The sequence below is a fragment of the Pseudomonas sp. TE3910 genome, assembly GCF_056279025.1.
In genome coordinates this window covers 2,518,483-2,543,899 of sequence record NZ_JBWBQN010000001.1, presented here as the reverse complement: position 1 = coordinate 2,543,899, position 25,417 = coordinate 2,518,483, and the positions used below count along the sequence as shown (strand labels likewise).

Annotated in this window: 25 protein-coding genes; 15 read left to right on the top strand and 10 right to left on the bottom strand. The window is 60.0% G+C overall.

The features are described 5' to 3' along the window. The first annotated feature begins 9 nt into the window (after positions 1–9). Complete coding sequence (locus ACZ9H3_RS11535) at positions 10–879, top strand: efflux RND transporter periplasmic adaptor subunit (RefSeq protein WP_102052787.1); 870 nt, start codon at positions 10–12, stop codon at positions 877–879. Between the two features lie 35 nt (positions 880–914). On the opposite strand, the gene ACZ9H3_RS11530 is transcribed toward ACZ9H3_RS11535, so the two are convergent. The 3 genes from ACZ9H3_RS11530 to yaaA form a co-directional block, all read right to left on the bottom strand. Next, positions 915–1,739, bottom strand: a complete 825-nt coding sequence (locus tag ACZ9H3_RS11530) for an SDR family oxidoreductase (RefSeq protein WP_476220821.1) — start codon at positions 1,737–1,739, stop codon at positions 915–917. A 71-nt stretch (positions 1,740–1,810) separates the two neighbouring features. After that, positions 1,811–2,275, bottom strand: coding sequence for a multidrug transporter (locus ACZ9H3_RS11525; RefSeq protein WP_330523006.1), 465 nt, complete (start codon positions 2,273–2,275; stop codon positions 1,811–1,813). Positions 2,276–2,362: 87 nt separating this feature from the next. Next, positions 2,363–3,142: a peroxide stress protein YaaA gene (yaaA, locus tag ACZ9H3_RS11520; protein ID WP_065758775.1), complete on the bottom strand. Its 780-nt coding sequence runs from the start codon at positions 3,140–3,142 to the stop codon at positions 2,363–2,365. 116 nt (positions 3,143–3,258) lie between these two features. Here yaaA and ACZ9H3_RS11515 point away from each other — a divergent pair, with 116 nt between their 5' ends. From ACZ9H3_RS11515 to ACZ9H3_RS11490, 6 genes are all read left to right on the top strand, one after another. Then, the gene (locus ACZ9H3_RS11515; RefSeq protein WP_476220818.1) at positions 3,259–4,389 is read left to right on the top strand and encodes a polysaccharide deacetylase family protein; all 1,131 of its coding nucleotides are present in this window, start codon (positions 3,259–3,261) and stop codon (positions 4,387–4,389) included. 328 nt (positions 4,390–4,717) lie between these two features. Next, positions 4,718–6,112 carry a PhoH family protein gene (locus ACZ9H3_RS11510; protein WP_065758773.1) on the top strand — a complete coding sequence of 465 codons (1,395 nt, stop codon included), beginning with the start codon at positions 4,718–4,720 and terminating at the stop codon, positions 6,110–6,112. A gap of 105 nt (positions 6,113–6,217) precedes the next feature. Then, on the top strand, positions 6,218–6,691 hold the full coding sequence (gene moaC / locus ACZ9H3_RS11505) for a cyclic pyranopterin monophosphate synthase MoaC (protein WP_099776780.1): 474 nt from the start codon (positions 6,218–6,220) through the stop codon (positions 6,689–6,691). Further along, on the top strand, positions 6,688–6,933 hold the full coding sequence (locus ACZ9H3_RS11500) for a MoaD/ThiS family protein (RefSeq protein ID WP_065758772.1): 246 nt from the start codon (positions 6,688–6,690) through the stop codon (positions 6,931–6,933). Before moaC ends, ACZ9H3_RS11500 begins: the two co-directional genes overlap by 4 nt. Before the next feature lie 2 nt (positions 6,934–6,935). Next, complete coding sequence (moaE, locus tag ACZ9H3_RS11495) at positions 6,936–7,394, top strand: molybdopterin synthase catalytic subunit MoaE (protein WP_065758771.1); 459 nt, start codon at positions 6,936–6,938, stop codon at positions 7,392–7,394. A gap of 184 nt (positions 7,395–7,578) precedes the next feature. Continuing rightward, positions 7,579–8,358: an ABC transporter substrate-binding protein gene (locus ACZ9H3_RS11490; protein ID WP_099775743.1), complete on the top strand. Its 780-nt coding sequence runs from the start codon at positions 7,579–7,581 to the stop codon at positions 8,356–8,358. Positions 8,359–8,387: 29 nt separating this feature from the next. On the opposite strand, the gene ACZ9H3_RS11485 is transcribed toward ACZ9H3_RS11490, so the two are convergent. The 5 genes from ACZ9H3_RS11485 to ACZ9H3_RS11465 form a co-directional block, all read right to left on the bottom strand. Next, positions 8,388–9,014, bottom strand: coding sequence for a helix-turn-helix transcriptional regulator (locus tag ACZ9H3_RS11485; protein ID WP_065758769.1), 627 nt, complete (start codon positions 9,012–9,014; stop codon positions 8,388–8,390). Between the two features lie 74 nt (positions 9,015–9,088). Next, positions 9,089–10,228, bottom strand: a complete 1,140-nt coding sequence (locus tag ACZ9H3_RS11480; RefSeq protein ID WP_330523008.1) for an NAD(P)/FAD-dependent oxidoreductase — start codon at positions 10,226–10,228, stop codon at positions 9,089–9,091. Positions 10,229–10,246: 18 nt separating this feature from the next. Next, complete coding sequence (locus ACZ9H3_RS11475; RefSeq protein ID WP_099775741.1) at positions 10,247–11,197, bottom strand: ornithine cyclodeaminase family protein; 951 nt, start codon at positions 11,195–11,197, stop codon at positions 10,247–10,249. Between the two features lie 121 nt (positions 11,198–11,318). Further along, on the bottom strand, positions 11,319–12,746 hold the full coding sequence (rhlB, locus tag ACZ9H3_RS11470) for an ATP-dependent RNA helicase RhlB (RefSeq protein WP_476220812.1): 1,428 nt from the start codon (positions 12,744–12,746) through the stop codon (positions 11,319–11,321). Between the two features lie 84 nt (positions 12,747–12,830). Continuing rightward, entirely contained in the window at positions 12,831–13,505 is a 675-nt protein-coding gene (locus tag ACZ9H3_RS11465; protein WP_476220810.1) for an alpha/beta hydrolase, read from the bottom strand. Positions 13,506–13,835: 330 nt separating this feature from the next. Between ACZ9H3_RS11465 and ACZ9H3_RS11460 the strand changes: the two genes are divergently transcribed. From ACZ9H3_RS11460 to ACZ9H3_RS11445, 4 genes are all read left to right on the top strand, one after another. Beyond that, positions 13,836–14,864 carry an amino acid ABC transporter substrate-binding protein gene (locus ACZ9H3_RS11460; protein WP_099775740.1) on the top strand — a complete coding sequence of 343 codons (1,029 nt, stop codon included), beginning with the start codon at positions 13,836–13,838 and terminating at the stop codon, positions 14,862–14,864. Positions 14,865–14,927: 63 nt separating this feature from the next. Then, entirely contained in the window at positions 14,928–16,106 is a 1,179-nt protein-coding gene (locus tag ACZ9H3_RS11455; RefSeq protein ID WP_099775739.1) for an amino acid ABC transporter permease, read from the top strand. A 10-nt stretch (positions 16,107–16,116) separates the two neighbouring features. Continuing rightward, positions 16,117–17,214: an amino acid ABC transporter permease gene (locus ACZ9H3_RS11450; protein WP_102052792.1), complete on the top strand. Its 1,098-nt coding sequence runs from the start codon at positions 16,117–16,119 to the stop codon at positions 17,212–17,214. 10 nt (positions 17,215–17,224) lie between these two features. Further along, a complete protein-coding gene (locus ACZ9H3_RS11445; RefSeq protein WP_065761990.1) occupies positions 17,225–17,989 on the top strand; it encodes an amino acid ABC transporter ATP-binding protein in 765 nt (254 codons plus the stop codon). Between the two features lie 47 nt (positions 17,990–18,036). On the opposite strand, the gene algW is transcribed toward ACZ9H3_RS11445, so the two are convergent. Then, entirely contained in the window at positions 18,037–19,194 is a 1,158-nt protein-coding gene (gene algW / locus ACZ9H3_RS11440; RefSeq protein ID WP_099775737.1) for a Do family serine endopeptidase AlgW, read from the bottom strand. A gap of 226 nt (positions 19,195–19,420) precedes the next feature. Between algW and ACZ9H3_RS11435 the strand changes: the two genes are divergently transcribed. The 3 genes from ACZ9H3_RS11435 to cysN all read left to right on the top strand — a co-directional run bounded on the left by ACZ9H3_RS11435 (position 19,421) and on the right by cysN (position 23,150). Further along, positions 19,421–20,179 carry a Nif3-like dinuclear metal center hexameric protein gene (locus ACZ9H3_RS11435; RefSeq protein WP_065761276.1) on the top strand — a complete coding sequence of 253 codons (759 nt, stop codon included), beginning with the start codon at positions 19,421–19,423 and terminating at the stop codon, positions 20,177–20,179. Positions 20,180–20,316: 137 nt separating this feature from the next. Next, entirely contained in the window at positions 20,317–21,234 is a 918-nt protein-coding gene (gene cysD / locus ACZ9H3_RS11430) for a sulfate adenylyltransferase subunit CysD (RefSeq protein WP_099775736.1), read from the top strand. A 14-nt stretch (positions 21,235–21,248) separates the two neighbouring features. Next, complete coding sequence (cysN, locus tag ACZ9H3_RS11425; protein WP_099775735.1) at positions 21,249–23,150, top strand: sulfate adenylyltransferase subunit CysN; 1,902 nt, start codon at positions 21,249–21,251, stop codon at positions 23,148–23,150. A 463-nt stretch (positions 23,151–23,613) separates the two neighbouring features. On the opposite strand, the gene ACZ9H3_RS11420 is transcribed toward cysN, so the two are convergent. After that, the gene (locus tag ACZ9H3_RS11420; protein ID WP_065761279.1) at positions 23,614–24,093 is read right to left on the bottom strand and encodes an Lrp/AsnC family transcriptional regulator; all 480 of its coding nucleotides are present in this window, start codon (positions 24,091–24,093) and stop codon (positions 23,614–23,616) included. Between the two features lie 127 nt (positions 24,094–24,220). Here ACZ9H3_RS11420 and ACZ9H3_RS11415 point away from each other — a divergent pair, with 127 nt between their 5' ends. Next, a complete protein-coding gene (locus ACZ9H3_RS11415; protein ID WP_065761280.1) occupies positions 24,221–25,417 on the top strand; it encodes a methionine gamma-lyase in 1,197 nt (398 codons plus the stop codon).

The following is a 25,417-nucleotide window of genomic DNA, read 5'->3' as shown; positions in this document are numbered from 1 at the left end:
ACCTTGTTGATGAAAAAGTTTTTCAGCCTGATCGCCACCCTGCTTGTACTGGCCGCCGCCGTGGTGATCGGCCGGCAGCTCTGGGTCCAGTACATGAACACGCCCTGGACCCGCGATGGCCGGGTGCGTGCCGACATCATCAACGTTGCCGCCGACGTACCCGGTTATGTGGTCGATGTGCCGGTGCGTGACAACCAACTGGTAAAGAAGGGCGATCTGTTGATGCAGATCGACCCTGAGCACTACGAGTTGGCAGTCAAGCAGGCCCAAGCGCTCGTCGCTTCGCGCAAGGCCACCTGGGAGATGCGCAAGGTCAATGCCAGCCGCCGGGCTGACATGGACAACCTGGTGATCTCCAAGGAAAACCGTGACGACGCCAGTAACATCGCCAACTCGGCCATGGCTGATTACCAGCATGCCCAGGCGCAACTGGCGGCCGCCGAGCTGAACCTCAAGCGCACGCGGATCCTGGCCACTGTCGACGGTTACGTCACCAACCTCAACGTTCATCGCGGCGACTATGCGCGTACCGGTGAGGCGAAAATGGCCGTGGTCGACAAGAACTCCTTCTGGGTCTACGGCTTCTTCGAGGAAACCAAGTTGCCGCATGTGCGTGTCGGTGACCAGGCTGACTTGCAGATGATGAGTGGTGAAGTGCTCAAGGGGCATGTGGAGAGTATTTCGCGGGGTATCTACGACCGTGACAACCCGGAAAGCCGCGAGTTGATCGCCGACGTCAACCCGACGTTCAACTGGGTTCGCCTGGCTCAACGGGTACCGGTACGTATCCATATCGACGAAGTACCGGAAGGCTTCCTGCTGGCGGCGGGTACCACCTGCACGGTGGTGGTCAAACAGGGTAAATCCGAGGCGCAATGACCTGCGCTGGCCGCGCGCCGAATGCCCTGACGGGTTCAGAGGCTGCGGTTGAGACCAAAGCGTTTTTTCAGCACCCACTGCTGCAGCCCATGGGGTAGCAATGCCTGTAGCAGGGGGAGTGCGCGGCTGCCATTGCCCAGGCGCACCAGAGGTGCGGGCTTTGCTTGCTGCACTGCCTTCAGCAGGCCTTGGGCAAACTCACTGGTGGGGGTCGGTTTGTCCTGCGAGGCACGGGCGCGGGCGCGAATGCCTTCGCGCAGTGGCCACCACGGCGATTCTTCGTGCAACAACTGTTCGGCTTCGCGCCCGGCATTGCTGGCAAAGCTGGAGGCAATTGCACCAGGCTGCACTTCCATCACCCGTATACCGAAGGGCGCCAGCTCCAGGCGCAGGGCGTCGCTCAAGGCATGCACGGCCGCTTTGGAGGCGCAGTAGGCGCCGGCGAACGGCGTAACCAGCACGCCCGAGACGCTGCCAATGTTCACCACCAGGCCACGTGCTCGTTGCAGTGCCGGAAACAAGGCGCGGGTTACGCCGACCAAGGCGAATACGTTGGTTTCAAACTGGCGACGTATCGCCTCGACGCCCCCGTCGAGCAGCGGCCCCATGGCACCGTATCCGGCGTTGTTGATCAACACGTCGAGGCCGTTGCCGCGCTGCTCCAGCTCTGCCGCCAGTGTTGCAAGGCTGGCTTCATCATTGACATCCAGTTGCCGTGCCGTAAGCCCGATGGCCTGCAAGCGGGCGACATCCTCGGGTTTGCGCGCACTGGCCCAGACCTCGAAGCCTGCTGACTGGAACGCTTCGGCCAGGGCGAGACCAATGCCGCTGGAGCATCCGGTGATCAGAACGGTGGGCATAGGACGATCCTTGGCGGTAGATGAGCCTCGGATCATACGTCATCAAGCCGGGGGCAGGCGTACCCCAGGGCTCAATCCGCGAAGCGGCCTTGCAGGTGTTCGGCGCGAAACTCCAGCGTTTGCGGGCGATAGCCAGAGCGCAGCGGCGGTAATGGCAAGCAGGCCTCCCAACTGGCGCCGGCCTGCAGGTCACCCGGGCCGCGATAACGCGGCGCCGAGTAGGTGTTTTCCGCCAGATTGACCTGATCGCCCGGGGCATACGCGGCAATCCGCCAGCGCAGCTCCACCAGGGGTTGCGGGTTGGTGTTGGTCAGTTTGACCTGCAACGGCCGGTCGGCCGGGCAATGCTCGGGCGCGTAGTTCAGGCGCATGTCCAGGTGTGCCAGTTGAGCCGCCTCACGGTTGTCCTGCCAGAGCACCCACAGGCCGACCAGGCCGAGGCCGAACACCGCGGCCATGGAGATGGGCAGGGCCTTGGCTGGGTAGCGTAGCAGCAGGATCAGCCAGGACAGGATCAGGACGACGCCGATAAGCATAGGGGGCTGCCTTGAGTGCGTGATATCACCATCGTAGCGATAAAACGGCACTCGACCAAGCGGCGGGCGGCTTACCGGCGATTGCCTTCAGTCGACCGGATGATCGCGCAGGAACACCAGGTTGTCCGGCTTGGACTGCTCGGCACTATAGTAGTAGCCCTGCACATCGAACTGCTTCAGCCGGTCAGGATTGTCGATGCGTTCCTGGATGACGAAGCGGCTCATCAGGCCTCGGGCTTTCTTGGCATAGAAACTGATGATCTTGTACTGGCCGTTTTTCTGGTCGCGAAATTCGGTGTTGATCACACGGGCATTCAGCGCGCTGCGCTTGACCGCGCTGAAGTACTCGTTGCTGGCCAGGTTGAGCAACAGGTCATCGCCTTGATCGGCCAGCGCCTGGTTCAGCCATTCGCTGATGCGCGTGCCCCAGAAGGCATACAAGTCCTTGCCGCGGGCGTTGGCCAGCTTGGTGCCCATCTCCAGCCGGTACGGCTGCATCAGGTCGAGCGGGCGCAGCAGGCCATACAGGCCCGAGAGCATGCGCAGGTGGTCCTGGGCGTAGCTGAAGTCGTCTTCGCCAAGGCTTTCGGCGTCGAGGCCGGTGTAGACATCGCCCTTGAAGGCCAGCAGTGCCTGCTTGGCATTGGCCGGCGTGAAATCGGGCGTCCAGCTGCCGAAGCGTGCGGCGTTGAGCCCCGCCAGTTTGTCGGACAGGTGCATCAACGCTGCGATCTGAGCCGGGGTGAAGTCCCGCAACTGAGCAATCAGCACCTGTGAGTCGTCCAGGTACTGCGGCAGGGTGAAACGCTGGGTCACCGGCGGGGTTTCGTAGTCGAGGGTCTTGGCGGGGGAAATCACCGTCAGCATGTCATAGGCTCCTTCAATCGTGCTGCGGATTCTACGGGGCAGGGCGGTCGATCTCCAGCTATGGGCACGATAGTCCCTGCGTTATAGTGCCGGCGATCAAAACGGAGAGTGTTGTCTTGCGCATTGCCCTTTTATTGCTGGCGGGATGGTTGAGCCTGTCGACGGCCATGGCCGGTGCTGTCGAGGTTGCTACCTACGATCGCAGCAGTTGGCCTGAACAGCTCAATTCTCCGGCACTGTTCGATGTCGCCTCGCGTGCCGAGATTCTGGGGTTCGCCAAAGCCCTGCATGACAGTGAGGCGCTGGATCAGGCCGAGCTGACGGCGCGTCTTGGCCTGCGGCAGATCAACCTGTTGTCAGTCAATGCCCTGCGTGAGCGGCTGTGGCAGCGGTTGTGGCGCAACTATGACCTGGCCCAACAGAGCTGCGAGCAGGACGCCTCGTTCTGTTATGCCCTTGAGAGCCTGGCGGATTTGCGTGCTCAGGCCGGGCAGATCAAGGTCGCCGCCGACTCGTTCTATGCCCCGTGGGTTGAGCCAAGCCGGATGTTCCATGAGCGCTACCTGGATGAACTGCTGCGCAAGGCTGCGTTGTTTCCGCAGACCAGCAGCGAGATCGAGCGTTTCTCCAGCCTGGAGCGTAACGGTGACGAGCTGAACGACCGGATGTTCCTGCTGACCTTCGAGGGTGGCCCTACGCTGGCCGGTGGTGCCAGTGATGCGCTGACAGATTATTTGCGTCGGCAGAAGCTGTCAGCGACGTTCTTTGTGCTCGGCGACAGTGTGCAGAAACGCCGTGACAAGACCTCCGTCGCCGCGTTGCAGGCGCTTTACCGCGGGCAGTGCGTGGGCATTCAAGGCTGGCAGTACCGTTCTCACAGCCATTGGCTGGACTGGCAGGATTCTATTCTGCGCAGTCAGGCACGGGTCAGTAGCGATCTGCCCGAGCAGTATGTTGCGCTGTTTCGCCCCCCCTATGGCCAGCGTCGTGCCGACGCGCAGGCGTTTTTCAGCAGCCAGCACATGCAGGTGGTGTTGTGGGATATCGATGCTCAGGACCAGAGCGCACTGGATGCCGAACAGTCGGCACAGCGGGTGCTGAGCCTGATGTTGCTGTGGCGCAAGGGCTTGATCCGGTTCCATGACACCCAGCCCAAGGCGCAGGCGTCACTGACCTGGCTGCTGCAACATACGGCGCAGAGCGGAATCGGTTGGGAGGGGTGCAAGGACTTCGCGGCAGGCCGTTGAGGGGCGTGCGTGGGCGCACATTGCAGGCAGCCGTTGAGCCGACTGGATTTTTGACTTTAACGGTGCATGGGGGCTACGCCAAGCGGTTTTTGCCCTCTTGAAAAATAAACTTCAAGAATGCGTAAAAACGCTTTTTACCGTCATGGGTTTTGCGGTATTACAAAGACAGACCGCCGAACCCTGCAACACAGGTGGCGTCTTACTCGCCATCCTTTGTTTGTAGCTGCCCACCCGTAACGACGCGGGCCCCGGGGAGCATCAGCGGTCACATCGCGGCGCAGCACCGTCTGGGTATTGCGTCGTCAGGCTCCCACAAAGGTGACCGAGTATGGATGATCAAGGACGTACCACTTCTTCCAACCTGCCAATCCTTTACGTGCTCGATACCAATGTTCTGATTCACGATCCGAATGCGTTACTGAACTTCGAGGAGCACCACGTCACCATCCCGATGACCGTGCTTGAGGAGCTCGACAAGCTCAAGGACGGCAAGCACTCCGTAGCCGCAGAATGTCGTCAGGCCATCCGCTTGATCGATCAGACCCTGGGCGACGCCTCGCCTGCCGATGTTGAGCAGGGCGTACCCATCCAGCGGGGCAAGAGTGGCCCGAAAGGCTTCCTGTCCATCTTGATGACGCCGCGCACTGAGCCGCACCGTCTACTGCCTGAGCATTTGAACGACAACATCATCATCAACCAATTGCTTGAGCTGCGGAGCCGGCGCAAGGAACTGAGTGTGGTGCTGGTGACCAAAGACATCAACATGCGCCTCAAGGCCCGTGCCTGTGGAATCGCGGCCGAGGACTACAGTACCGATCAGTTGGTCGACGACGTTTCCCTGTTGTCCAAGGGCTATCACTCGGTGACGGGGTCGTTCTGGGACCGGGTCAGCAAGGTCGAGACCCGTCAGGAGCGCGGGCGCACCTGGCACCGTGTGCAATTGATCGACAACCTGCCGGCTGTTCACATCAACGAGTTCATCATTGACGAACAGGGCTTTGTCGGTTGGATCAAAGGCATCAAGGACAGCGAACTGCTGCTGCTCGACCTGCACCAGGAGCCGCTGCTGCATCAGGAAGCCTGGGGTTTGAAGCCGCGTGACATTCATCAGGGCCTGGCGCTGTTCGCCTTGCTTGACCCGGATATCCACCTGGTCAACCTGACGGGCGCTGCCGGCTCCGGCAAGACCATTCTGGCCTTGGCGGCAGCCATTGAGCAGACCATGGTCAGCAAGCGTTACCGGCGTATCATCGCTACCCGCAGTGTGCAGGGGCTCGACCAGGAGATCGGCTTCCTGCCAGGCACCGAAGCGGAAAAAATGGAGCCTTGGCTGGGCGCCATCACTGACAACCTCGAAGCGCTGCACATGGACGATGAGAGCACCCATGGCAGTGTCGAATACATCCTTGAGCGGGTTCCGCTGCAGTTCAAATCGCTTAACTACATTCGCGGTCGCAGCTTCCAGCAAAGCCTGATCCTGATCGACGAATGCCAGAACCTGACCCCGCACCAGATGAAAACCATCATCACCCGTGCCGGTTCCGGTTCCAAGGTGATCTGCCTGGGCAACCTGGCGCAGATCGATACCCCTTACCTGTCCGCGACCAGCTCGGGCCTGACTTACCTGACCGAGCGCTTCAAGGACTTCCCCAACGGTGTGCATATCACCCTGCAAGGGGTGCCTCGTTCGATTCTGGCCGAATACGCCGAATCGCATCTGTGACGTCTCGTTCGGGCGGCCATGTGCCGCCCGAACTTTGTCGCATGGCCCGTGCGAAAAGTTGACCTGCAGGTTTACAATCAAGGTCCGCTGATCAGGAGTATGGCTGTGCTGACACATCTCGATTCTCAAGGTCGGGCCAATATGGTCGACGTTACCGAAAAGGCCGTGACCTCGCGTGAAGCTGTTGCTGAGGCGCGCGTACGCATGCTCCCGCAAACCCTGCAGATGATTGTCGACGGTGATCATCCCAAAGGGGATGTGTTTGCCGTGGCCCGCATTGCCGGGATCCAGGCTGCGAAAAAAACCAGTGACCTGATCCCGCTGTGCCACCCGTTGATGCTCACCAGCGTCAAGGTCGAACTCAGTGCCGAAGGCCTCGACACGGTGCATATCCTGGCCCGCTGCAAGTTGGCCGGGCAAACCGGCGTCGAGATGGAAGCCCTGACGGCGGCCAGTGTGGCCGCGTTGACGATCTATGACATGTGCAAGGCCGTCGACCGTGGCATGACCATCGACAGTGTGCGCCTGTTAGAGAAGCGCGGCGGCAAGAGTGGTGATTACCAGGCAGGTGACGCATGAGCTTGAACGTGCAGTATTTCGCCCGTTACCGGGAAGCCTTGGGGCTGGAGAGCGAAACGCTCGAGGGCGTGTTTGCCACGGTCGATGCCCTGCGCCAGCACCTGCTGCAGCGCGGCGGAGCCTGGGAGGTACTGGCCGAGCAGAACATCATGTGCGCACGTAATCAGGACCTCTGTTCACTCAGCGAGCCCTTGGCTGATGGCGATGAGGTAGCGTTTTTTCCAACCGTGACCGGAGGTTGAGCATGGCGATTCGGGTGCAGGCGGGCGCTTTTGACCCGGGGGCCGAGCTCAATGCCCTGCATGCGGCCAATGTGGGGATCGGCGCCGTGGTCGGTTTCGTCGGGTACGTGCGCGACTTCAATGAGGGGCGTGAAGTCGCGGGCATGTTCCTGGAGCACTATCCAGGCATGACCGAAAAGGCGCTCGGCAAGATCATCGCCGAGGCGGAGTCACGCTGGCCCTTGTTGCGCCTTGAAGTACTGCATCGCATCGGGGCGTTGGAGCCCGGTGAGCCGATTGTCTTCGTCGGGGTGGCCAGCGCTCATCGTCAGGCGGCATTCGATGCCTGCAACTTCGTGATGGACTACCTCAAGACCCGGGCACCGTTCTGGAAAAAGGAAAACACTGCCGAAGGGCCGCGTTGGGTCGAAGGACGGGTCAGTGACCAGTCGGCGGCGCAGCGCTGGGAGGACGGTCGCTAAACGACACAAACGCTGTGGTCGCCAGTGTGGCTGGCGAGGTTGCGCCTCGGTCTCTCGCGCGCATCCAGGTGTTGAAATTGTGTACGTAAAAGTCCAGTATGGATTTATAAGTACAAAATAATTTCAGGCTTGTCACTTTCCTCTGTCTTGCAACACACCTCCAATAATGAGCGAGAGAGCCCTCATGAAGACCACTACCCTGATTGCCGGTCTGGCCCTGAGCCTGTTGGCCAGCAGCAACCTGTTCGCCGCCGAGAAAACCTTGCGTATCGGTATCGAAGCCGCCTACCCGCCGTTTGCCTTCAAGACCCCTGACGGCAAGATCAGCGGTTTCGACTACGACATCGGTAATGCCCTGTGCGCGCAGATGCAGGTCAAATGCCAATGGACCGAGCAAGAGTACGACGGGCTGATTCCCTCGCTGAAGGTCAACAAGATCGACGCCGCGCTGTCGTCTATCACCATCACCGAAGAGCGCAAGCGCTCCGTTGACTTCACCCACAAGTACTACTTCACCTCGGCGCGCCTGGCGATGAAGGCCGGTACTCAGGTCGATGACCAGTACCAGAGCCTCAAGGGCAAACGTATCGGCGTACAGCGTGCTACCACTACCGACCGTTATGTCTCTGAAGTGCTGGCGCCAAAAGGTGTAGAAATTGTTCGCTACACCAGTAACGAAGAGATTTTCATGGACCTGGTTTCCGGGCGTCTGGACGGTGTGTTCGCGGACACCATCCCGCTGGAGCAAGGCTTTCTGTTGACGCCCAAGGGCGAGGGCTATGCCTTTGTCGGGCCTGAGCTGAAAGATCCGAAGTACGTTGGCGAAGGTGCCGGTATTGCCGTGCGCAAGGGCAATACGCAGCTGGTCAGCGAGCTCAACAAAGCCATCGATGAAATCCGCAGCAATGGCGAGTACCAGAAGATCCAGGCCAAGTACTTCAAGTCGGATATCTACGGCGACTGATCTGCGCCTGACTCAGGGCCTGATGCTGTTCAGGCCTTGAGTTCCTTCAGGTGTTTGTACACCGTCGCCCGCCCCATGTTCAGTACATTGGCCACATAGTTGGCCGCACTCTTGCCACGAAACGCGCCTTCGGCGTGCAGGGCAAACACCAGTTCGCGCTTATGCTCACGGGTCAGCAGGTTCAGGCTGAGCTGGCGCTGGCGCAGCCAGCCGTTCAGGAAGGTATTGATGCGCTCCTGCCAGTCATCGCGGAACAATGCGTCGGGTTGCGGGATCAACTTGCTGGGCGAGAGAAACAGGTCCAGGGCGGCCTTGACGCTCTCGAACAGGGAAATGTTCAAGTTGATGCACAGCACGGCCAAGGGGCTGCCGTTGGCGTCGCGCAGCACCGTGCTCAGCGAGCGAATCTTCTGCCCGTCCCAGTTGAGTTTCTCGTAAGGGCCGATATTGGTTTCGTCGGTGCCTTCTTCGAACATGTCTTCCAGCGCCGCATCGTCACCGATCTCGCGCTTGGAGAGGTTGTTGGCGATGTAGTCGATCTTCTGGCTGCGCAGGTCGTGCAGGACCACTTCGGCATGCGGGAAGAACAGCGTGGCGATGGCATCGGCGATCGCCCGGAAGTTGTCCAGGGCCGGGTCGGGGCGAGGTGTCGACATTGAGGCGGGCTCCAGCGGTTGTCAGCGCCCTTGGCTAAAGGGCGCTGGGAGTGTGCCGCAAACGCAGTGGCGCGTCACCCTTGGGCTGCAACCAAGCGCGCAGGCGAGAGCATGGCGGCTGTCAGGCCAAAGCCCTTGAGTGGCTCGGGCAATGCTTCGCCGCGCACCAGTGCGGCACTGGCCTGGCCCATCGCGGGCGAGGTCTGTATGCCATAGCCGCCTTGTGCTGCGACCCAGAACAGGCCGGGTACTTGAGGGTCGAAGCCGGCGATCAGGTCGCCGTCGGCCACGAAGCTGCGCAGCCCGGCCCAGGTGCGGGTAGGGCGGCGAATGCTCAGGGTGGTGGCTTCTTCGATCTGGTAAATGCCCATGGCGATGTCCAGCTCTTCCGGCTGCACATCGTGTGGTGCCACCGGGTCGGCATTGGCGGGCGAGCCCAGCAGCATGCCGGCGTCGGGTTTCATGTAGAAGGATTCGTCGAGGCTGACCAGCATCGGCCAGTCATGGCTGTCCACGCCTTCCGGGGCGGCGAAGATGAAGGCGGCGCGGCGTTTGGGTTGCAAGCCCAGCGGCCGTGCGCCCGCCAGTTCGCCGATCTGGTCCGCCCAGGCGCCTGCCGCGTTGATCAACACCGGGGCGCTGAAACTGCCACGACTGGTGTGGACCTGCCACAGGCCATCGGCGCTGCGTTCTATGCGCTGAACTTCACAGTCGCTATGCACTTCGCCCTGTTGGCGGCGAATGCCACGCAGGTAGCCCTGATGCAGGGCGTCGGTGTCGATATCGCTGGCGCTTGGGTCGTAGAGCGCGCCGTGCACCTTGTCGCGGCGCAGTACCGGGAGTCGCTCGCAGGCCTGCTCGGCACTGAGCAACTGCACCTCGGGCACGCAGGCTTTGGCGCTGTCGTACTGGCGTTGCAGTTCTTCGGCATCACCGGTGAAGTCGACGGTCATTTCCCCGCGCGGGGTCAATAGCGGATGTTCGGCAAAACCCGCTGGCGGGGCATCGAAAAATGCCCGGCTGGCGAGTGTCAAGGCGCGTACTTGTGGCGTGCCATAGGCGGCCGTGTAGAGCGCCGCCGAGCGGCCGGTGGAGTGATAGCCCGGCTGCGACTCGCGTTCGAGCAGCACGACCTTGCCATGGCCGGCGAGCCAGTAGCCGGTGGAGGCGCCGGCAATGCCGGCGCCAATAATGATGAAATCTGCTGGTTGCATGGACGTCTCCGGTCGCCGTCAGTCGGCGCGCTGCAGTCGATAGAGCGCATTGGCCAAGGCAATGTCTTCAAGGCCCAGGCCGATGGAGCGGAAGAACGCATGGCGCTGGTAGTCAGGGCGCGGCGCCTGATCGCTCAGCAGTTGTGCCAGGTCGCCGATGATCGCGTCGGCGTGCCAGCCATGCTGTTCGCTGGCGATGCGCATTTCCCCGGCCGACCCTGGCGTGGTCAGGCGGTAGTCGCAGTAGACGTCCATGTTCGCGAGGGTTTCTGGCGGCACTTCATGAGCGCGCACGGCGTTGGTGCTGATCGAGGTGATCAGGGCAGGCTTGCTCAATTGACGCGGGTCGATGACCGGGCTGGCCGAAGACGTACAGAGCATGATGACATCGGCGTCTTGTACCGCTTGTTCAAGGGTATCGGCAAAGGTCAGGCGTGGATCGAGGTCACTCAGTGCACGACGTTGTTCGGCGCTCTGCTGATGCAGGCGCGGCGAGTAGAGGCGGATGTCCTGCCAGTCGCGCAGGTCGCGGGTGTAGCGCAGGTGCGCCCGGGCGATGGGGCCGCTGCCGATCAGGGTCAGGCGGCGGGCACCGCTTGCGGCTAGTGCATCGACGGCCACGGCGGTGGTCGCGGCGGTGCGCGCGGTGGTCAGTTCGCCAGCGTCGCAAAGCAGCAGTGGCTGGCCGCTTTCCATGGACATCAGCAGTGTCCAGGCGGTAACCAGCGGGCCCGTGTCACGGACAATGTAGGGCGATGTCTTGACCCCATAGACACCGTCTTCAGCCAGTACGCCGCCGTAGTTGATGAAATCGCCGGCACCACCTGGGAACTCGACGAGCTGCTGCGGCGGCTGCACAGCTTGCCCGGCGGCCAGATCGCGAAACAGTTTGCGCAGGATCTGCGGGACATCCAGCTGGCTGAGCAGTTGGCGTGCGTGCTGTTGATCAATGACGAGGGGCGCGGACATGCAGTGCTCCAAATAAACTATTTTGTCTATTATGGACTTTTTGTTCTTGCGGGCAATATCGCCGGCATAAAAAAACGCCGCCTGGCAGCAGGCAGCGTTTTCGGTGTTGCAGTACAGCCGATCAGTGAGGCTTGCGGGGCACGGCGTCGAGCAACTCGGCCGGCGGCATCTCGCAGCTGATCTTGCGACCCAGCAGTGTTTCGATGGCGGGTAGCTGGTAAGAGTCATCTTCGCCGGCGAAGCTGATCGATACGCCGCTGGTGCCGGCACGACCGGTACGACCGATACGGTGAACGTAATCGTCCGGGTCTTCTGGCAGGGTGAAGTTGATCACATGGCTGATGCCGTCGATGTGAATACCGCGACCGGCCACGTCGGTGGCCACCAGTACGGTGATACGGCCTTCACGGAAGTTTTCCAGCGTGCGGATACGCTTGTGCTGCGGCACATCGCCGGACAGCTGGGCGGCGTTGACACCGTCGCGTACCAGGCGCTCTTCGATACGGCGCACTTCGTCCTTGCGGTTGGCGAAGACGATGACCCGTTCCCATTTGTTGCGGGTGATCAGGTTGTACAGCAACTTGTATTTGTCGCTGCCTGCCACGGCATAAACGTGCTGCTCGACGGTCTCGCTGGCGACGTTTTCCGGCTCGATCTCGACGATGGCCGGGGTCGTGGTCCACTGCTTGGCCAGGTTCATCACGTCTTCGGTGAAGGTGGCCGAAAACAGCAGGGTCTGGCGTTCGCTTTTCGGTGGTGTCTGGCGAATGATCTGCCGTACCTGGGGGATAAAGCCCATGTCGAGCATGCGGTCGGCTTCGTCCAGCACCATCACCTCGACCATGTCCAGGTGCACTTCGCCGCGCTGGTTGAAGTCCAGCAAGCGGCCCGGTGTGGCAACCAGGATGTCGCAGTGGCGGGCTTCAAGCTGTTTGAGCTGTTTGTCGAAGTCCATGCCGCCAACGAAGGTCATTACGTTCAGGCCGGTGTACTTGGTGAGTGCGGCGGCGTCCTTGGCGATCTGGACGACCAGTTCACGGGTCGGGGCGATGATCAGTGCCCGAGGCTCACCCATGTAGCGCTCTTTGGGTGCCGGGGTCTGCTGCAGTTGAGTAATGATCGAAATCAGGAACGCGGCGGTCTTGCCTGTGCCGGTCTGAGCGCGGCCGATAGCGTCCTGGCCACGCAGGGTATAACCCAGTACCTGAGCCTGAATCGGCGTGCAGTAGGGGAAGCCCAGGTCATGGATGGCGTGCATCAGCTCTGGCGACAGCTTGAAGTCGTGGAAACGGGTCTTGCCTTCCTGTGGCTCAACCATGAAGTCTTCCAGTTTCCAACTGGATGCCGCGGGTTTTGGCTTGCGCTCACGGCGCGGCTTGGGTTCTGCCGGTTTCTCAGCCTTTGCCGCGGCGGGCGCTTGAGCCTGTGGCTGGGCTGCTGGTGCAGAGGGCTTGGGTTGTGCAGGTGGCTGCACCACGGGGGCAGCGGTTTCGGCAGCGAGTTGCTCAGCCTCGCCTTTGCCGAACATCTTCTTGAGTGCTTTGAGCACGGTCATCTCGTCAATTGGTTAAGGAATGTACGCCGGCCAGTGTAATGCAAGATTCGGGCGCGGCGTAGTGGATTGCGCTGACGGCTACACGGAAGTCGTGCTTCCGCTCAAACGCTGGGTCAGCCAGGTACCGATATCGCGGATTTCCTCGGGCAGCACTTCGTGCTCCATCGGGTATTCCTGCCAGCCGGCATTAACCCCCCAATGTTTGAGGTGTTCGTAGGCGGTACGGCCCATGGCGTTCTGTACCACCGTGTCGTACTGGCCATGCAGGCACAAGGCCGGGGTGCGTTGCTGGCTGGCGCTTAGCTCGCGTTCGGCGCTGAAGGTCGGTGCGTAGGTTGACAGGGCCAGGACACCGCCCAGGGTGCCTTGCCACTTTACATACGCCGTGTGCAGCACGACCGCACCACCTTGTGAAAAGCCGGCAAGAAAAATCCGCGTTGGATCGATCCCTTTGGCGCGCTCGGCCTCGATCAATGCAATGACCTGGTCGGCTGAGTCTTCCAACTGCTTGCGATCAATCGAACGGGCCGGGCTCATGGCCGTGATGTCGTACCAACTGGGCATTTCATAGCCGCCGTTGATGGTCACCGTGCGGGTGGGTGCCTGGGGCATTACGAAGCGGGTACTCAACAACTGTTCCTGCAAGGCTTCGGCGACCGGCAGGAAGTCGTAACGATCTGCCCCCAAACCGTGCAACCAGATCACACAGGCATCGGGGGTCTTTTGCGGCTCAAGTATCAACGGGGTGGTCATGACTGCTCCGAAAATGTGCGCACGCTCTTATTAAGTGCATGAAAAGAAGGCGTGTCGGTTCGGTCCGGGAAAAACTTGTCGAAAGGCGACAAGTTTACCTGTTGGCGCACACTGAATCGCTTAAGCGGCTCAGTGTGGTACGCGCTTTGCTACGAACCTTGCGACGTGACGCGTGGCGTTTCGACGGTAACACCATTTCGCTATTAAAGGCTGTCACAGAACAGCGTTATTGCGCCATTGACCCAAAAGCAAGCCAGCGCGGGTCGGATGCGCCTCATAAGGGTGCGGTGCAATCGGCTCGAACACAACAAGAGCAATCTGGAGGTTTTAATGAAGATGTTGAAATCCACTCTGGCAGTCGTTACCGCTGCCGCCGCACTGGGTATCAGTGCTTTCGCGCAGGCCGGTGCAACCCTCGAAGCGGTTCAGAAAAAGGGTTTCGTCCAGTGTGGCGTGAGTGACGGCTTGCCGGGCTTCTCGGTGCCGGATGCCAAGGGCAAGATCGTGGGTATCGATGCTGACGTCTGCCGCGCCGTGGCTGCCGCCGTCTTCGGTGATGCAAACAAGGTCAAGTTCAGCCAACTGAACGCCAAGGAGCGTTTCACGGCGTTGCAGTCCGGTGAAGTGGATGTGCTATCGCGTAACACTACCTGGACCAGTTCGCGCGATGCCGGCATGGGCCTGGTGTTCGCGGGCGTCACGTACTACGACGGCGTAGGTTTCCTGGTGAACAAGAAGCTTGGCGTTTCCAGTGCCAAGGAACTGGATGGCGCAACCATCTGCATCCAGGCCGGTACCACCACTGAACTCAACGTCTCCGACTACTTCCGCGCCAATGGCCTGAAGTACACCCCGATCACCTTCGACACCTCCGATGAAAGCGCCAAATCGCTGGAGTCCGGTCGTTGCGATGTACTGACCTCCGACAAGTCGCAGCTCTACGCACAACGCTCCAAACTGGGGTCGCCAAACGATTATGTCGTGTTGCCGGAAACCATCTCCAAGGAGCCACTGGGCCCTGTCGTGCGTAAAGGCGATGAAGAGTGGTTCAGCATCGTCAAGTGGACCCTGTTCGCGATGATCAATGCCGAAGAGGCAGGTATCACCTCGAAGAATGTCGAGGCTGAAGCGAAATCGACCAAGAACCCGGACGTCGCCCGCCTGCTCGGTGCTGATGGCGAATATGGCAAAGACCTCAAGCTGCCCAAGGACTGGGTCGTACAGATCGTCAAGCAAGTCGGTAACTACGGCGAAGTGTTCGAGAAGAACCTTGGCGCAAGCACCGATCTGAAGATCGACCGTGGTCTGAATGCCCTCTGGAACAACGGCGGCATCCAGTACGCGCCACCAGTGCGCTGATGGGTACGGCCTGCGGCGGCGAGCTGCTGCAGGCCGTTTCGTTCCTTCTCTTCGGGGCATTTCATGCAAAATAAAATCGGCGCACCCAAAGGGGTTTCCCTTAGCGATCCACGTGTGCGTGCGTGGCTGTTCCAGATCATCACCGTGGTCGCGGTGGTAGGGCTGGGCTGGTACCTGTTTCACAATACTCAAACCAACCTGCAGCACCGAGGCATTACCTCGGGTTTTGATTTCCTTGAGCGCAGTGCCGGTTTCGGGATCGCTCAGCACTTGATTCCTTACACCGAGTCCGACAGTTATGCCCGGGTATTTGTCATCGGCTTGCTCAACACGCTGCTGGTGACCTTCATCGGCATCATCCTGGCGACCGTGCTGGGTTTCATCGTCGGTGTGGCCCGGTTATCGCCGAACTGGATGATCAGCAAGCTGGCCACGGTGTATGTCGAGACTTTTCGTAACATTCCGCCGCTGCTGCAGATCCTGTTCTGGTACTTCGCAGTATTTTTGACCCTGCCGGGGCCGCGCGGCAGCATCAATTTTGGCGATACGTTCTTTATCAGCAACCGTGGCTTGAACATGCCGGGTGCTTCGCTGGCGGAGGGCTTCTGGCCGTTCGTCGGCAGTCTCGTGGTGGCCGTGATTGCCATCGTGCTCATGGTCCGTGTGGCCAACAAGCGCTTTGAGGAAACCGGTGAGCCGTTCCATAAGTTCTGGGTCGGCCTGGCGCTGCTTTTGGCCATTCCCGGGCTGTGTGCGTTGCTCATAGGCACCCCACTGCACTGGGAAGTGCCGCAGCTCAAGGGCTTCAACTTTGTGGGCGGCTGGGTACTGATTCCCGAACTGCTGGCGCTGACCCTGGCATTGACGATCTATACGGCAGCGTTCATTGCCGAGATCGTTCGTTCCGGGATTCGTTCGGTCAGCCATGGCCAGACCGAGGCGGCGCGTTCGTTGGGCCTGCGTGAAGGGCCAACCCTGCGCAAGGTCATCATTCCCCAGGCGCTGCGAGTGATCATTCCACCGTTGACCAGCCAATACCTGAACCTGGCGAAGAACTCCTCGCTGGCGGCGGGTATCGGCTATCCGGAAATGGTTTCGCTGTTCGCCGGAACCGTGCTCAACCAGACCGGCCAGGCTATCGAAGTGATCGCCATCACCATGAGTGTCTACCTGGCCATCAGCATCAGCATTTCCCTGCTGATGAACTGGTACAACAAGCGCATTGCGCTGATCGAGCGGTGAGGATAAGCGCATGAGTACCCATGTTTTCAAACCTGATATGCCGCCGCCGGTGAAAGCCGTCGGTGCCCTCGCATGGATGCGCAACAACCTGTTCTCCAGCTGGCTCAACACCCTGTTGACGTTGTTTGCGGTGTATTTGGTCTGGCTGATCGTACCGCCCCTGTTGCAGTGGGCATTCATCGATGCCAACTGGGTGGGAACCACTCAGGCCGACTGCACCAAGGAGGGCGCTTGTTGGGTGTTTATCCAGCAGCGCTTCGGGCAGTTCATGTACGGCTACTACCCCAGTGAACTGCGCTGGCGGGTCGACCTGACGGTGTGGCTGGCCGTGATCGGCGCAGCACCCCTGTTCATCGCCCGCGTCCCGCACAAGGTTGTCTACGGCCTGGCGTTTCTGGTGCTGTACCCCGTCCTGGCCTACACCCTGCTGCACGGTGGGTACCTGGGGCTGGTTGCGGTGGCCACCAGCCAATGGGGTGGCTTGATGCTGACCCTGGTGATTGCCACGGTCGGTATCGTCGGTGCGTTGCCGCTGGGCATTCTGCTGGCACTGGGACGGCGCTCGAGAATGCCTGCAGTGCGTGTGGTGTGCGTCACGTTCATCGAGTTCTGGCGTGGTGTGCCGTTGATCACGGTGCTGTTCATGTCGTCGGTAATGCTGCCGCTGTTCCTGCCTGAAGGCATGAGCTTCGACAAGCTGCTGCGAGCGATGATCGGGGTGATCCTGTTCCAGTCGGCCTACATCGCCGAGGTGGTGCGCGGTGGCTTGCAGGCCATTCCCAAAGGCCAATACGAGGCGGCTGCCGCGATGGGCCTGGGTTACTGGCGGGCGATGGGCCTGGTGATTCTGCCGCAAGCCCTGAAGCTGGTTATTCCCGGCATCGTCAACACCTTCATTGCCCTGTTCAAGGACACCAGCCTGGTCATCATCATTGGCCTGTTCGACCTGCTCAACAGTGTCAAGCAGGCAGCAGCCGACCCCAAATGGCTGGGTATGGCGACTGAAGGCTACGTCTTCGCCGCCCTGGTGTTCTGGATTTTCTGTTTCGGTATGTCCCGCTACTCCATGCATCTGGAGCGTAAGCTGGACACAGGCCACAAGCGTTAGGAGTGTTCCCATGAGTGAAGCGATCAAACAGCCTGTGAGCCCTGAAGGCATTATTCAGATGCAGGGCGTGAACAAGTGGTACGGTCAGTTCCACGTGCTCAAGGACATCAACCTCAATGTGCGTCAGGGGGAGCGTATCGTCCTGTGCGGGCCTTCGGGCTCGGGCAAGTCGACGACCATCCGCTGCCTCAACCGTCTTGAAGAGCACCAGCAAGGCCGCATCGTGGTCGATGGCGTCGAGTTGACCAACGACCTCAAGCAGATCGAGGCGATTCGCCGTGAAGTGGGCATGGTGTTCCAGCACTTCAACCTGTTTCCGCACCTGACCATTTTGCAGAACTGCACCCTGGCACCGATGTGGGTACGCAAGATGCCCAAGCGCAAGGCCGAGGAAATCGCCATGCACTATCTGGAGCGGGTGCGGATTCCCGAGCAAGCCAACAAGTATCCGGGGCAGTTGTCCGGTGGTCAGCAGCAGCGGGTAGCGATTGCTCGGGCGTTGTGCATGAAGCCAAAGATCATGTTGTTCGATGAGCCAACCTCGGCGCTCGACCCGGAGATGGTCAAGGAAGTGCTCGACACCATGATCGGCCTGGCCGAAGACGGCATGACCATGCTCTGTGTGACCCATGAAATGGGCTTTGCCCGGACCGTGGCGAACCGGGTGATCTTCATGGACAAAGGTGAGATCGTTGAGCAGGCGCCGCCGAACGACTTCTTCGACCGGCCTCAGAACGAGCGAACCAAGCTGTTCTTGAGTCAGATCCTGCACTAAGGGCTGAAATGCAATCGCCGGCTTTGCCGGCGATTGCATTTACGGGGTCAGTTGTTTTCTGTCTGCACCGGCGCGGGTGGCGGGCGCAGGCCGACTTCAGCGACCAGCTTGAGCGCCTTGCCGTTGCGGATCACCTCGATCGTCACTTTATCGTTGGGCTTGGTCCGCGCCACCTGATTCATCGAACGACGGCCATCACCCGCTTCCTCACCATTGATGCTCAAGATCACATCGCCCAATTGCAGGCCGGCCTTTTGCGCCGGGCCATCGCGGAAGATCCCGGCGACGACGATGCCTGGTCGGCCCTGCAGGCCGAACGAATCCGCGAGTTCCTGAGTCAGGGGTTGTACTTCGATGCCCAGCCAACCCCGGATTACCTGGCCATGCTCGATGATCGACTTCATGACTTCCAGGGCCAGCTTGGTCGGGATGGCGAAGCCAATGCCTTGCGAGCCGCCGGACTTGGAGAAAATCGCTGTGTTGATACCGGTCAGGTTGCCGTTGGCATCGACCAGCGCGCCGCCCGAGTTGCCCGGGTTGATCGCGGCGTCCGTCTGGATGAAATCTTCATAGGTGTTCAAGCCGAGCTGGTTGCGCCCGGTGGCACTGATGATACCCATGGTGACGGTTTGGCCGACGCCGAATGGGTTGCCAATCGCCAGGGCGACATCGCCGATATGAATACCGTCGGAGCGACCAATGGTGATTGAGGGCAGGTTTTTCAGGTCGATCTTCAAGACCGCGAGGTCGGTCTCAGGGTCGCTGCCAATGACGCGGGCGAGGGTTTCGCGGCCGTCCTTGAGCGCCACCACAATCTGGTCCGCCCCGGCGGTCACGTGGTTATTGGTCAGCAGGTAGCCTTCCGGGCTCATGATCACGGCTGAACCCAGGCTGGACTCCCAGCGTTTTTGCTTGGGCAGGTTATCGCCGAAGAAGCGGCGGAACTGCGGGTCCTCGAACAGCGGGTGAGCGCTCTTGTTCACCATTTTGGTGGTGTACAGGTTGACCACGGCAGGAGCGGCAATGTTCACCGCATCGGCGTAGGACACCGGCCCCTGCATGATGCGTGTGGTTTGCGGCGCCTGCTGCAAATTGACATCCTGGCTGGGCAAGCCAACCCACTGTGGGAAGCGCAGGATGACCAGCAGGGCGACCAGTACACCGGTCAGCAGTGGCCAGCCAAAGTAACGCAAAGCCTTGAGCATTGAACGAATCTCGGGAGTTGGCAGAGGGCCGCGAAGTAGTAAGGCGCGCGATCATACTGTGTCAGGCGTTGCGCCGGAACAGCACAACGTGATGACGGATAGCGGTAATTGATCTGGCGCCCCAGGCGTATGCCGTCGGTTTCCCCAAACCGGTCGACGGCCCATAATGACGTTCATTATACGAGGCCTTGTGCCGCGCTGAACTGCTGAATTAAGGAGTCTTTTCATGGCTGTCGCCCTGAGCACCCTGGTCGAGGAAGCCGACCGTTACCTTGGCAGTGCAAAAATTCAGGATTACTGCCCCAATGGCCTGCAAGTCGAGGGCAACCCACAGGTAACGCGCATTGTCAGTGGTGTCACTGCCAGCCAGGCGTTGCTCGATGCTGCTGTCGAGGCCGGCGCTGACCTGGTGCTGGTTCATCATGGTTATTTCTGGAAGGGTGAGAACCCTTGTATCACCGGCATGAAACAGCGCCGCCTGAAGACCTTGCTCAAGCACGACCTGAGCCTGCTGGCCTATCACCTGCCGCTGGACCTGCACCCGGAAGTCGGCAACAACGTGCAACTGGCGCGGCAACTGGAGATCACCGTTGAAGGCCCTCTGGATCCTGAAAACCCACGGGTAGTGGGATTGGTCGGCTCGCTGGCCGAACCGCTTTCTGCGCGTGATTTTGCCCGCAAGGTGCAGGATGTGATGGGGCGTGAACCCCTGCTGATCGAAGGTGACGGGGTTATACGCAGGGTCGGCTGGTGTACGGGCGGTGGCCAGGGCTATATCGATCAGGCGATTGCAGCCGGTGTTGACCTGTACCTCAGTGGCGAAGCGTCCGAGCAGACCTTCCACAGCGCACGGGAAAACGGCATCAGCTTTATCGCCGCAGGCCATCACGCGACCGAGCGTTATGGTGTGCAGGCACTGGGCGATTACCTGGCGCGGCGATTCGCACTGGAGCATCTGTTCATCGATTGCCCGAACCCCATCTGAAACTCAAAACCCCTAGGCATATTCTTATACCGTTTCGTTCTAGTTTGCTTCCTCAATAGAATTGGACGCTGTGCTAGAGTGCCGAACGCGAACACGGCCCGCTGGCCGTCCATAAGATCGATTTTCCGTGAGTAGCCATGGTCGACAAACTGACGCATTTGAAACAGTTGGAGGCGGAGAGCATCCACATCATTCGTGAGGTGGCCGCCGAGTTCGATAACCCGGTGATGCTGTACTCGATTGGCAAGGATTCGGCAGTGATGCTGCATCTGGCGCGCAAGGCTTTCTTCCCGGGCAAGCTGCCGTTTCCAGTGATGCATGTCGACACACAGTGGAAATTCCAGGAGATGTACAGCTTCCGCGACAAGATGGTCGAGGAAATGGGTCTGGAGCTCATCACCCACGTCAACCCTGAAGGCGTCGCCCAGGGTATCAACCCGTTCACCCACGGCAGTGCCAAGCACACCGACATCATGAAGACCGAGGGCCTGAAGCAGGCGCTGGACAAGTATGGTTTCGATGCCGCGTTCGGTGGTGCTCGTCGCGATGAAGAGAAATCCCGCGCCAAGGAGCGTGTGTACTCGTTCCGCGACAGTAAGCACCGCTGGGACCCGAAGAACCAGCGTCCTGAGCTGTGGAATGTCTACAACGGCAAGGTGAACAAGGGCGAGTCGATTCGTGTGTTCCCGCTGTCGAACTGGACCGAGCTGGACATCTGGCAGTACATCTACCTGGAAGGTATCCCTATCGTGCCGCTGTACTTCGCCGCCGAGCGCGAAGTGATCGAGAAGAACGGCACGCTGATCATGATCGACGACGAACGCATTCTCGAGCACCTCTCCGACGAGGAGAAGGCTCGCATCGTCAAGAAGAAAGTGCGTTTCCGTACCCTTGGCTGCTACCCGTTGACGGGCGCTGTGGAGTCCGAAGCCGAAACCCTTACGGACATCATTCAGGAAATGCTCCTGACGCGAACGTCCGAACGCCAGGGCCGTGTCATCGACCACGATGGCGCAGGTTCGATGGAAGACAAGAAACGTCAAGGCTACTTCTAAGTTAGGGTCAGAGCATGTCGCACCAATCCGAATTGATCAGCGAGGACATCCTCGCTTACCTGGCCCAGCACGAGCGTAAAGAACTGCTGCGCTTTTTGACCTGCGGTAACGTCGATGACGGCAAGAGCACCCTGATCGGGCGCCTGCTGCACGACTCCAAGATGATCTACGAAGACCATCTGGAAGCGATCACCCGCGACTCGAAGAAAGTCGGCACCACTGGCGAAGACATCGATCTGGCGCTGCTGGTCGACGGCCTGCAGGCCGAGCGTGAGCAAGGCATCACCATTGATGTGGCCTACCGCTATTTCTCCACCGCCAAGCGCAAGTTCATCATTGCCGACACCCCGGGCCACGAGCAGTACACCCGCAACATGGCGACCGGTGCTTCTACCTGCGACCTGGCGATCATTCTGGTCGATGCCCGCTATGGCGTGCAGACCCAGACCCGCCGTCACAGCTACATTGCGTCGCTGCTGGGTATCAAGCACATCGTTGTCGCCATCAACAAGATGGACCTCAAGGGCTTCGACGAGCAGGTCTTCGAGTCGATCAAGGCCGACTACCTGAAGTTTGCCGATGCCATCAAGCTGAACCCGAGCAGCCTGCACTTTGTACCGATGTCGGCCCTCAAGGGCGACAACGTGGTCAACCGCAGCGAGCGTTCGCCGTGGTACACCGGCCCTGCGCTGATGGAAATTCTGGAAACCGTGGAAGTTTCCGCCGACCGCAACTTCACCGACCTGCGCTTCCCGGTGCAGTACGTGAACCGGCCGAACCTGAACTTCCGCGGCTTTGCCGGTACGTTGGCCAGCGGTGTCGTACACAAGGGCGACGAGATCGTCGTTCTGCCGTCGGGCAAGAGCAGCCGGGTCAAATCCATCGTCACCTTTGAAGGTGAGCTGGAACAGGCAGGCCCAGGCCAGGCCGTAACCCTGACCATGGAAGACGAGATCGACATCTCCCGTGGTGACTTGCTGGTGCATGCCGACAACGTTCCACCGGTGACCGACCAGTTTGATGCCATGCTCGTGTGGATGGCTGAAGAGCCCATGCTGCCGGGCAAGAAGTACGACATCAAGCGTGCTACCAGCTACGTTCCGGGCTCGATTGCCAGCATCACCCACAAGGTTGATGTGAACACCTTGGAGCAGGGCGCTGCCAGTGCGTTGCAGCTCAACGAAATCGGTCGGGTCAAGGTCAGCCTGGATGCGCCGATTGCCCTCGACGGCTATGACAGCAACCGCACCACTGGTGCTTTCATTGTCATCGACCGTCTGACCAACGGCACCGTGGGTGCCGGCATGATCATCGCGCCACCGGTTGTACCGCATGGCTCGGTGGGGCATCACGGCAAGATGGCTCACGTGGCCACGGAAGAGCGTGCACTGCGTTTCGGTCAGCAACCGGCCACCGTGCTGTTCAGCGGCCTGTCGGGCGCGGGCAAGAGCACCTTGGCGTATGCCGTTGAGCGCAAGCTGTTCGACATGGGCCGTGCGGTCTACGTGCTCGATGGCCAGAACCTGCGTCATGACCTGAACAAGGGCCTGCCACAGGACCGCGCCGGGCGGACCGAGAACTGGCGCCGTGCCGCGCACGTTGCGCGTCAGTTCAACGAAGCCGGCCTGTTGACCCTGGCGGCCTTCGTCGCACCGGATGCCGAAGGCCGTGAACAGGCCAAGGCGCTGATCGGCAAGGAGCGTCTGGTCACGGTCTACGTCCAGGCGTCGCCAATGGTTTGCCGCGAGCGTGACCCGCAAGGGCTCTACGCTGCCGGTGGCGACAACATCCCGGGTGAGTCCTTCCCGTACGATGTGCCGCTGGATGCCGATCTTGTGATCGACACCCAGAGCGTCAGCCTGGAAGACGGCGTGAAGCAAGTGCTGGACGTGCTGCGTAAGCGCGGCGCGATCTAAGCGTCTGGCTTGACCGAAAACCCCGCGCTTGTCGCGGGGTTTTTTATTTTAGCCATGCCCCTTTTTCACGGTTCAAGATCTGCATTTGAGCCGTATAGGGAATTGTTCAATTTTCCTATTGAGTGGCGTTTTTAAACATCAGTTGATGGAGCATTCCGGCCTGTTAGCGTCCATTTTGCAGCGATGGGCTCGCTCTGGGTCATGCTTTTGTAGAATGAAATGTCCATTGGTGCATGCGGCGGTGAGTGCGGCTATCAAAAGCGCCAATACGTGCTTCATGGTGTCCTCTCGGCTGGTGTGGGTCGATGAAGACTAGCAATGTCGTCATGCCTCGATACCTCGTTGAGGTGGGCTTTTTGTGGCTTGCATCGCAGGCTAATGAGTGAGTATTCATTAGCCTGCTGCCAAGGTTTCTGATTGTCTTGTGGGAAATTTCGGTTAAATGATTGAGTCCGGCGATGGACTAAATATGTTTTTCCGACACCGGTATCACCCGTCGCTCCTTCACCGCCTTGAAGGAAAAGCTCGAGTAGATCTCCTTTACACCCGGTAGTGACTGCAACACCTCGCGGGTGAATTCGCCGAACGATTCCAGATCGCGTGCGAGGATTTCCAGCAGAAAGTCATAGCGCCCGGAGATGTTGTGGCAGGCGACGATCTCTGGAATTTCCATGAGCCGTTGCTCAAAGGCGCGCGCCATTTCCTTGGTGTGCGAGTCCATCATGATGCTCACGAACGCGGTCACGCCAAACCCCAGGGCCTTGGGCGAGAGGATGGCCTGGTAGCCGGTGATGTAGCCGGTCTCTTCCAGCAGTTTGACTCGCCGCCAACAGGGGGAGGTGGTCAGTGAGACGCTGTCGGCCAGCTCGGCGACGGTGAGCCGGGCATTGTCTTGCAAGGCCCCCAGCAGGGCACGGTCGGTACGGTCGATGGCGTTAGGCATGATTTGCCCTCCACGGTCTTTTATTGTTGTTTTTATGCCAATAATTGCCGAGAAAGCTGGGTTTATTTGGAAAAATATCAGCACTTGAGTGGCATAAGCTTATAGCAAACCATAAGAGGCTGTTGCCATGCGCGACTCCAACAATAAATCCGGTTTTTCTACGCGTGCCATTCACCATGGTTACGATCCGTTGGCGCACAACGGCGCACTGGTGCCGCCGATCTACCAGACTGCCACGTTCGCATTTCCGACGGTTGAGTACGGTGCAGCGTGCTTTGCGGGGGAGGAGGCAGGGTACTTCTACAGCCGTATTTCCAACCCTACCCTGGCCTTGCTGGAGGCGCGCATGGCCTCGCTGGAAGGTGGCGAGGCCGGGCTGGCGCTGGCGTCGGGTATGGGTGCGATTACCTCCACGTTATGGACCTTGCTGCGTCCTGGCGACGAAATTCTGTTAGGGCGTACCTTGTACGGCTGCACTTTCGCGTTCTTGCACCACGGCATTGGCGAGTTCGGTGTCACCTCGCGGCATGTCGATATGAGTGACTTGCAAGCGCTCGAAAACGCGATCACTCCGGCCACGCGGGTGATTTACTTCGAATCGCCAGCCAACCCGAACATGCATCTGACAGACATTGCCGCCGTGGCGAAAATTGCCCATCAGCACGGCATCATCGTCGTGGTCGACAACACCTACTGCACGCCGTACCTGCAGCGTCCACTGGAGCTGGGCGCGGATCTGGTGGTGCATTCGGCAACCAAATACCTCAGTGGTCACGGTGATATCACCGCTGGCCTGGTCATCGGCAGCAAGGCGCTGGTTGACCGTATTCGCCTGGAAGGCCTCAAGGACATGACCGGCGCTGTCCTCTCGCCGCATGATGCCTCGCTGCTGATGCGCGGCCTGAAGACGCTCACGCTGCGTATGGAGCGCCACTGCAGTAATGCGCAGGCCATTGCTGAACTCCTCGCCGAACAAGCGCAGGTGGAGTTGATCAACTACCCCGGCTTGCCAGGTTTTTCCCAATACGAACTGGCACAGCGGCAAATGCGCTTGCCGGGCGGGATGATTGCCTTTGAACTCAAGGGTGGCATTGCCGCCGGTCGGCGTTTCATGAATGCCCTGCAGTTGTTCAGCCGTGCCGTCAGTCTGGGCGATGCCGAATCGCTGGCCCAACACCCGGCGAGCATGACCCATTCCAGCTATACCCCGCAGGAGAGGGCCCAGTACGGCATCTCCGAGGGGTTGGTGCGGTTGTCGGTGGGGCTGGAAGACATCGATGACCTGCTGGCAGACATCGCGCAGGCATTGAAGGCCTGCGCCTGA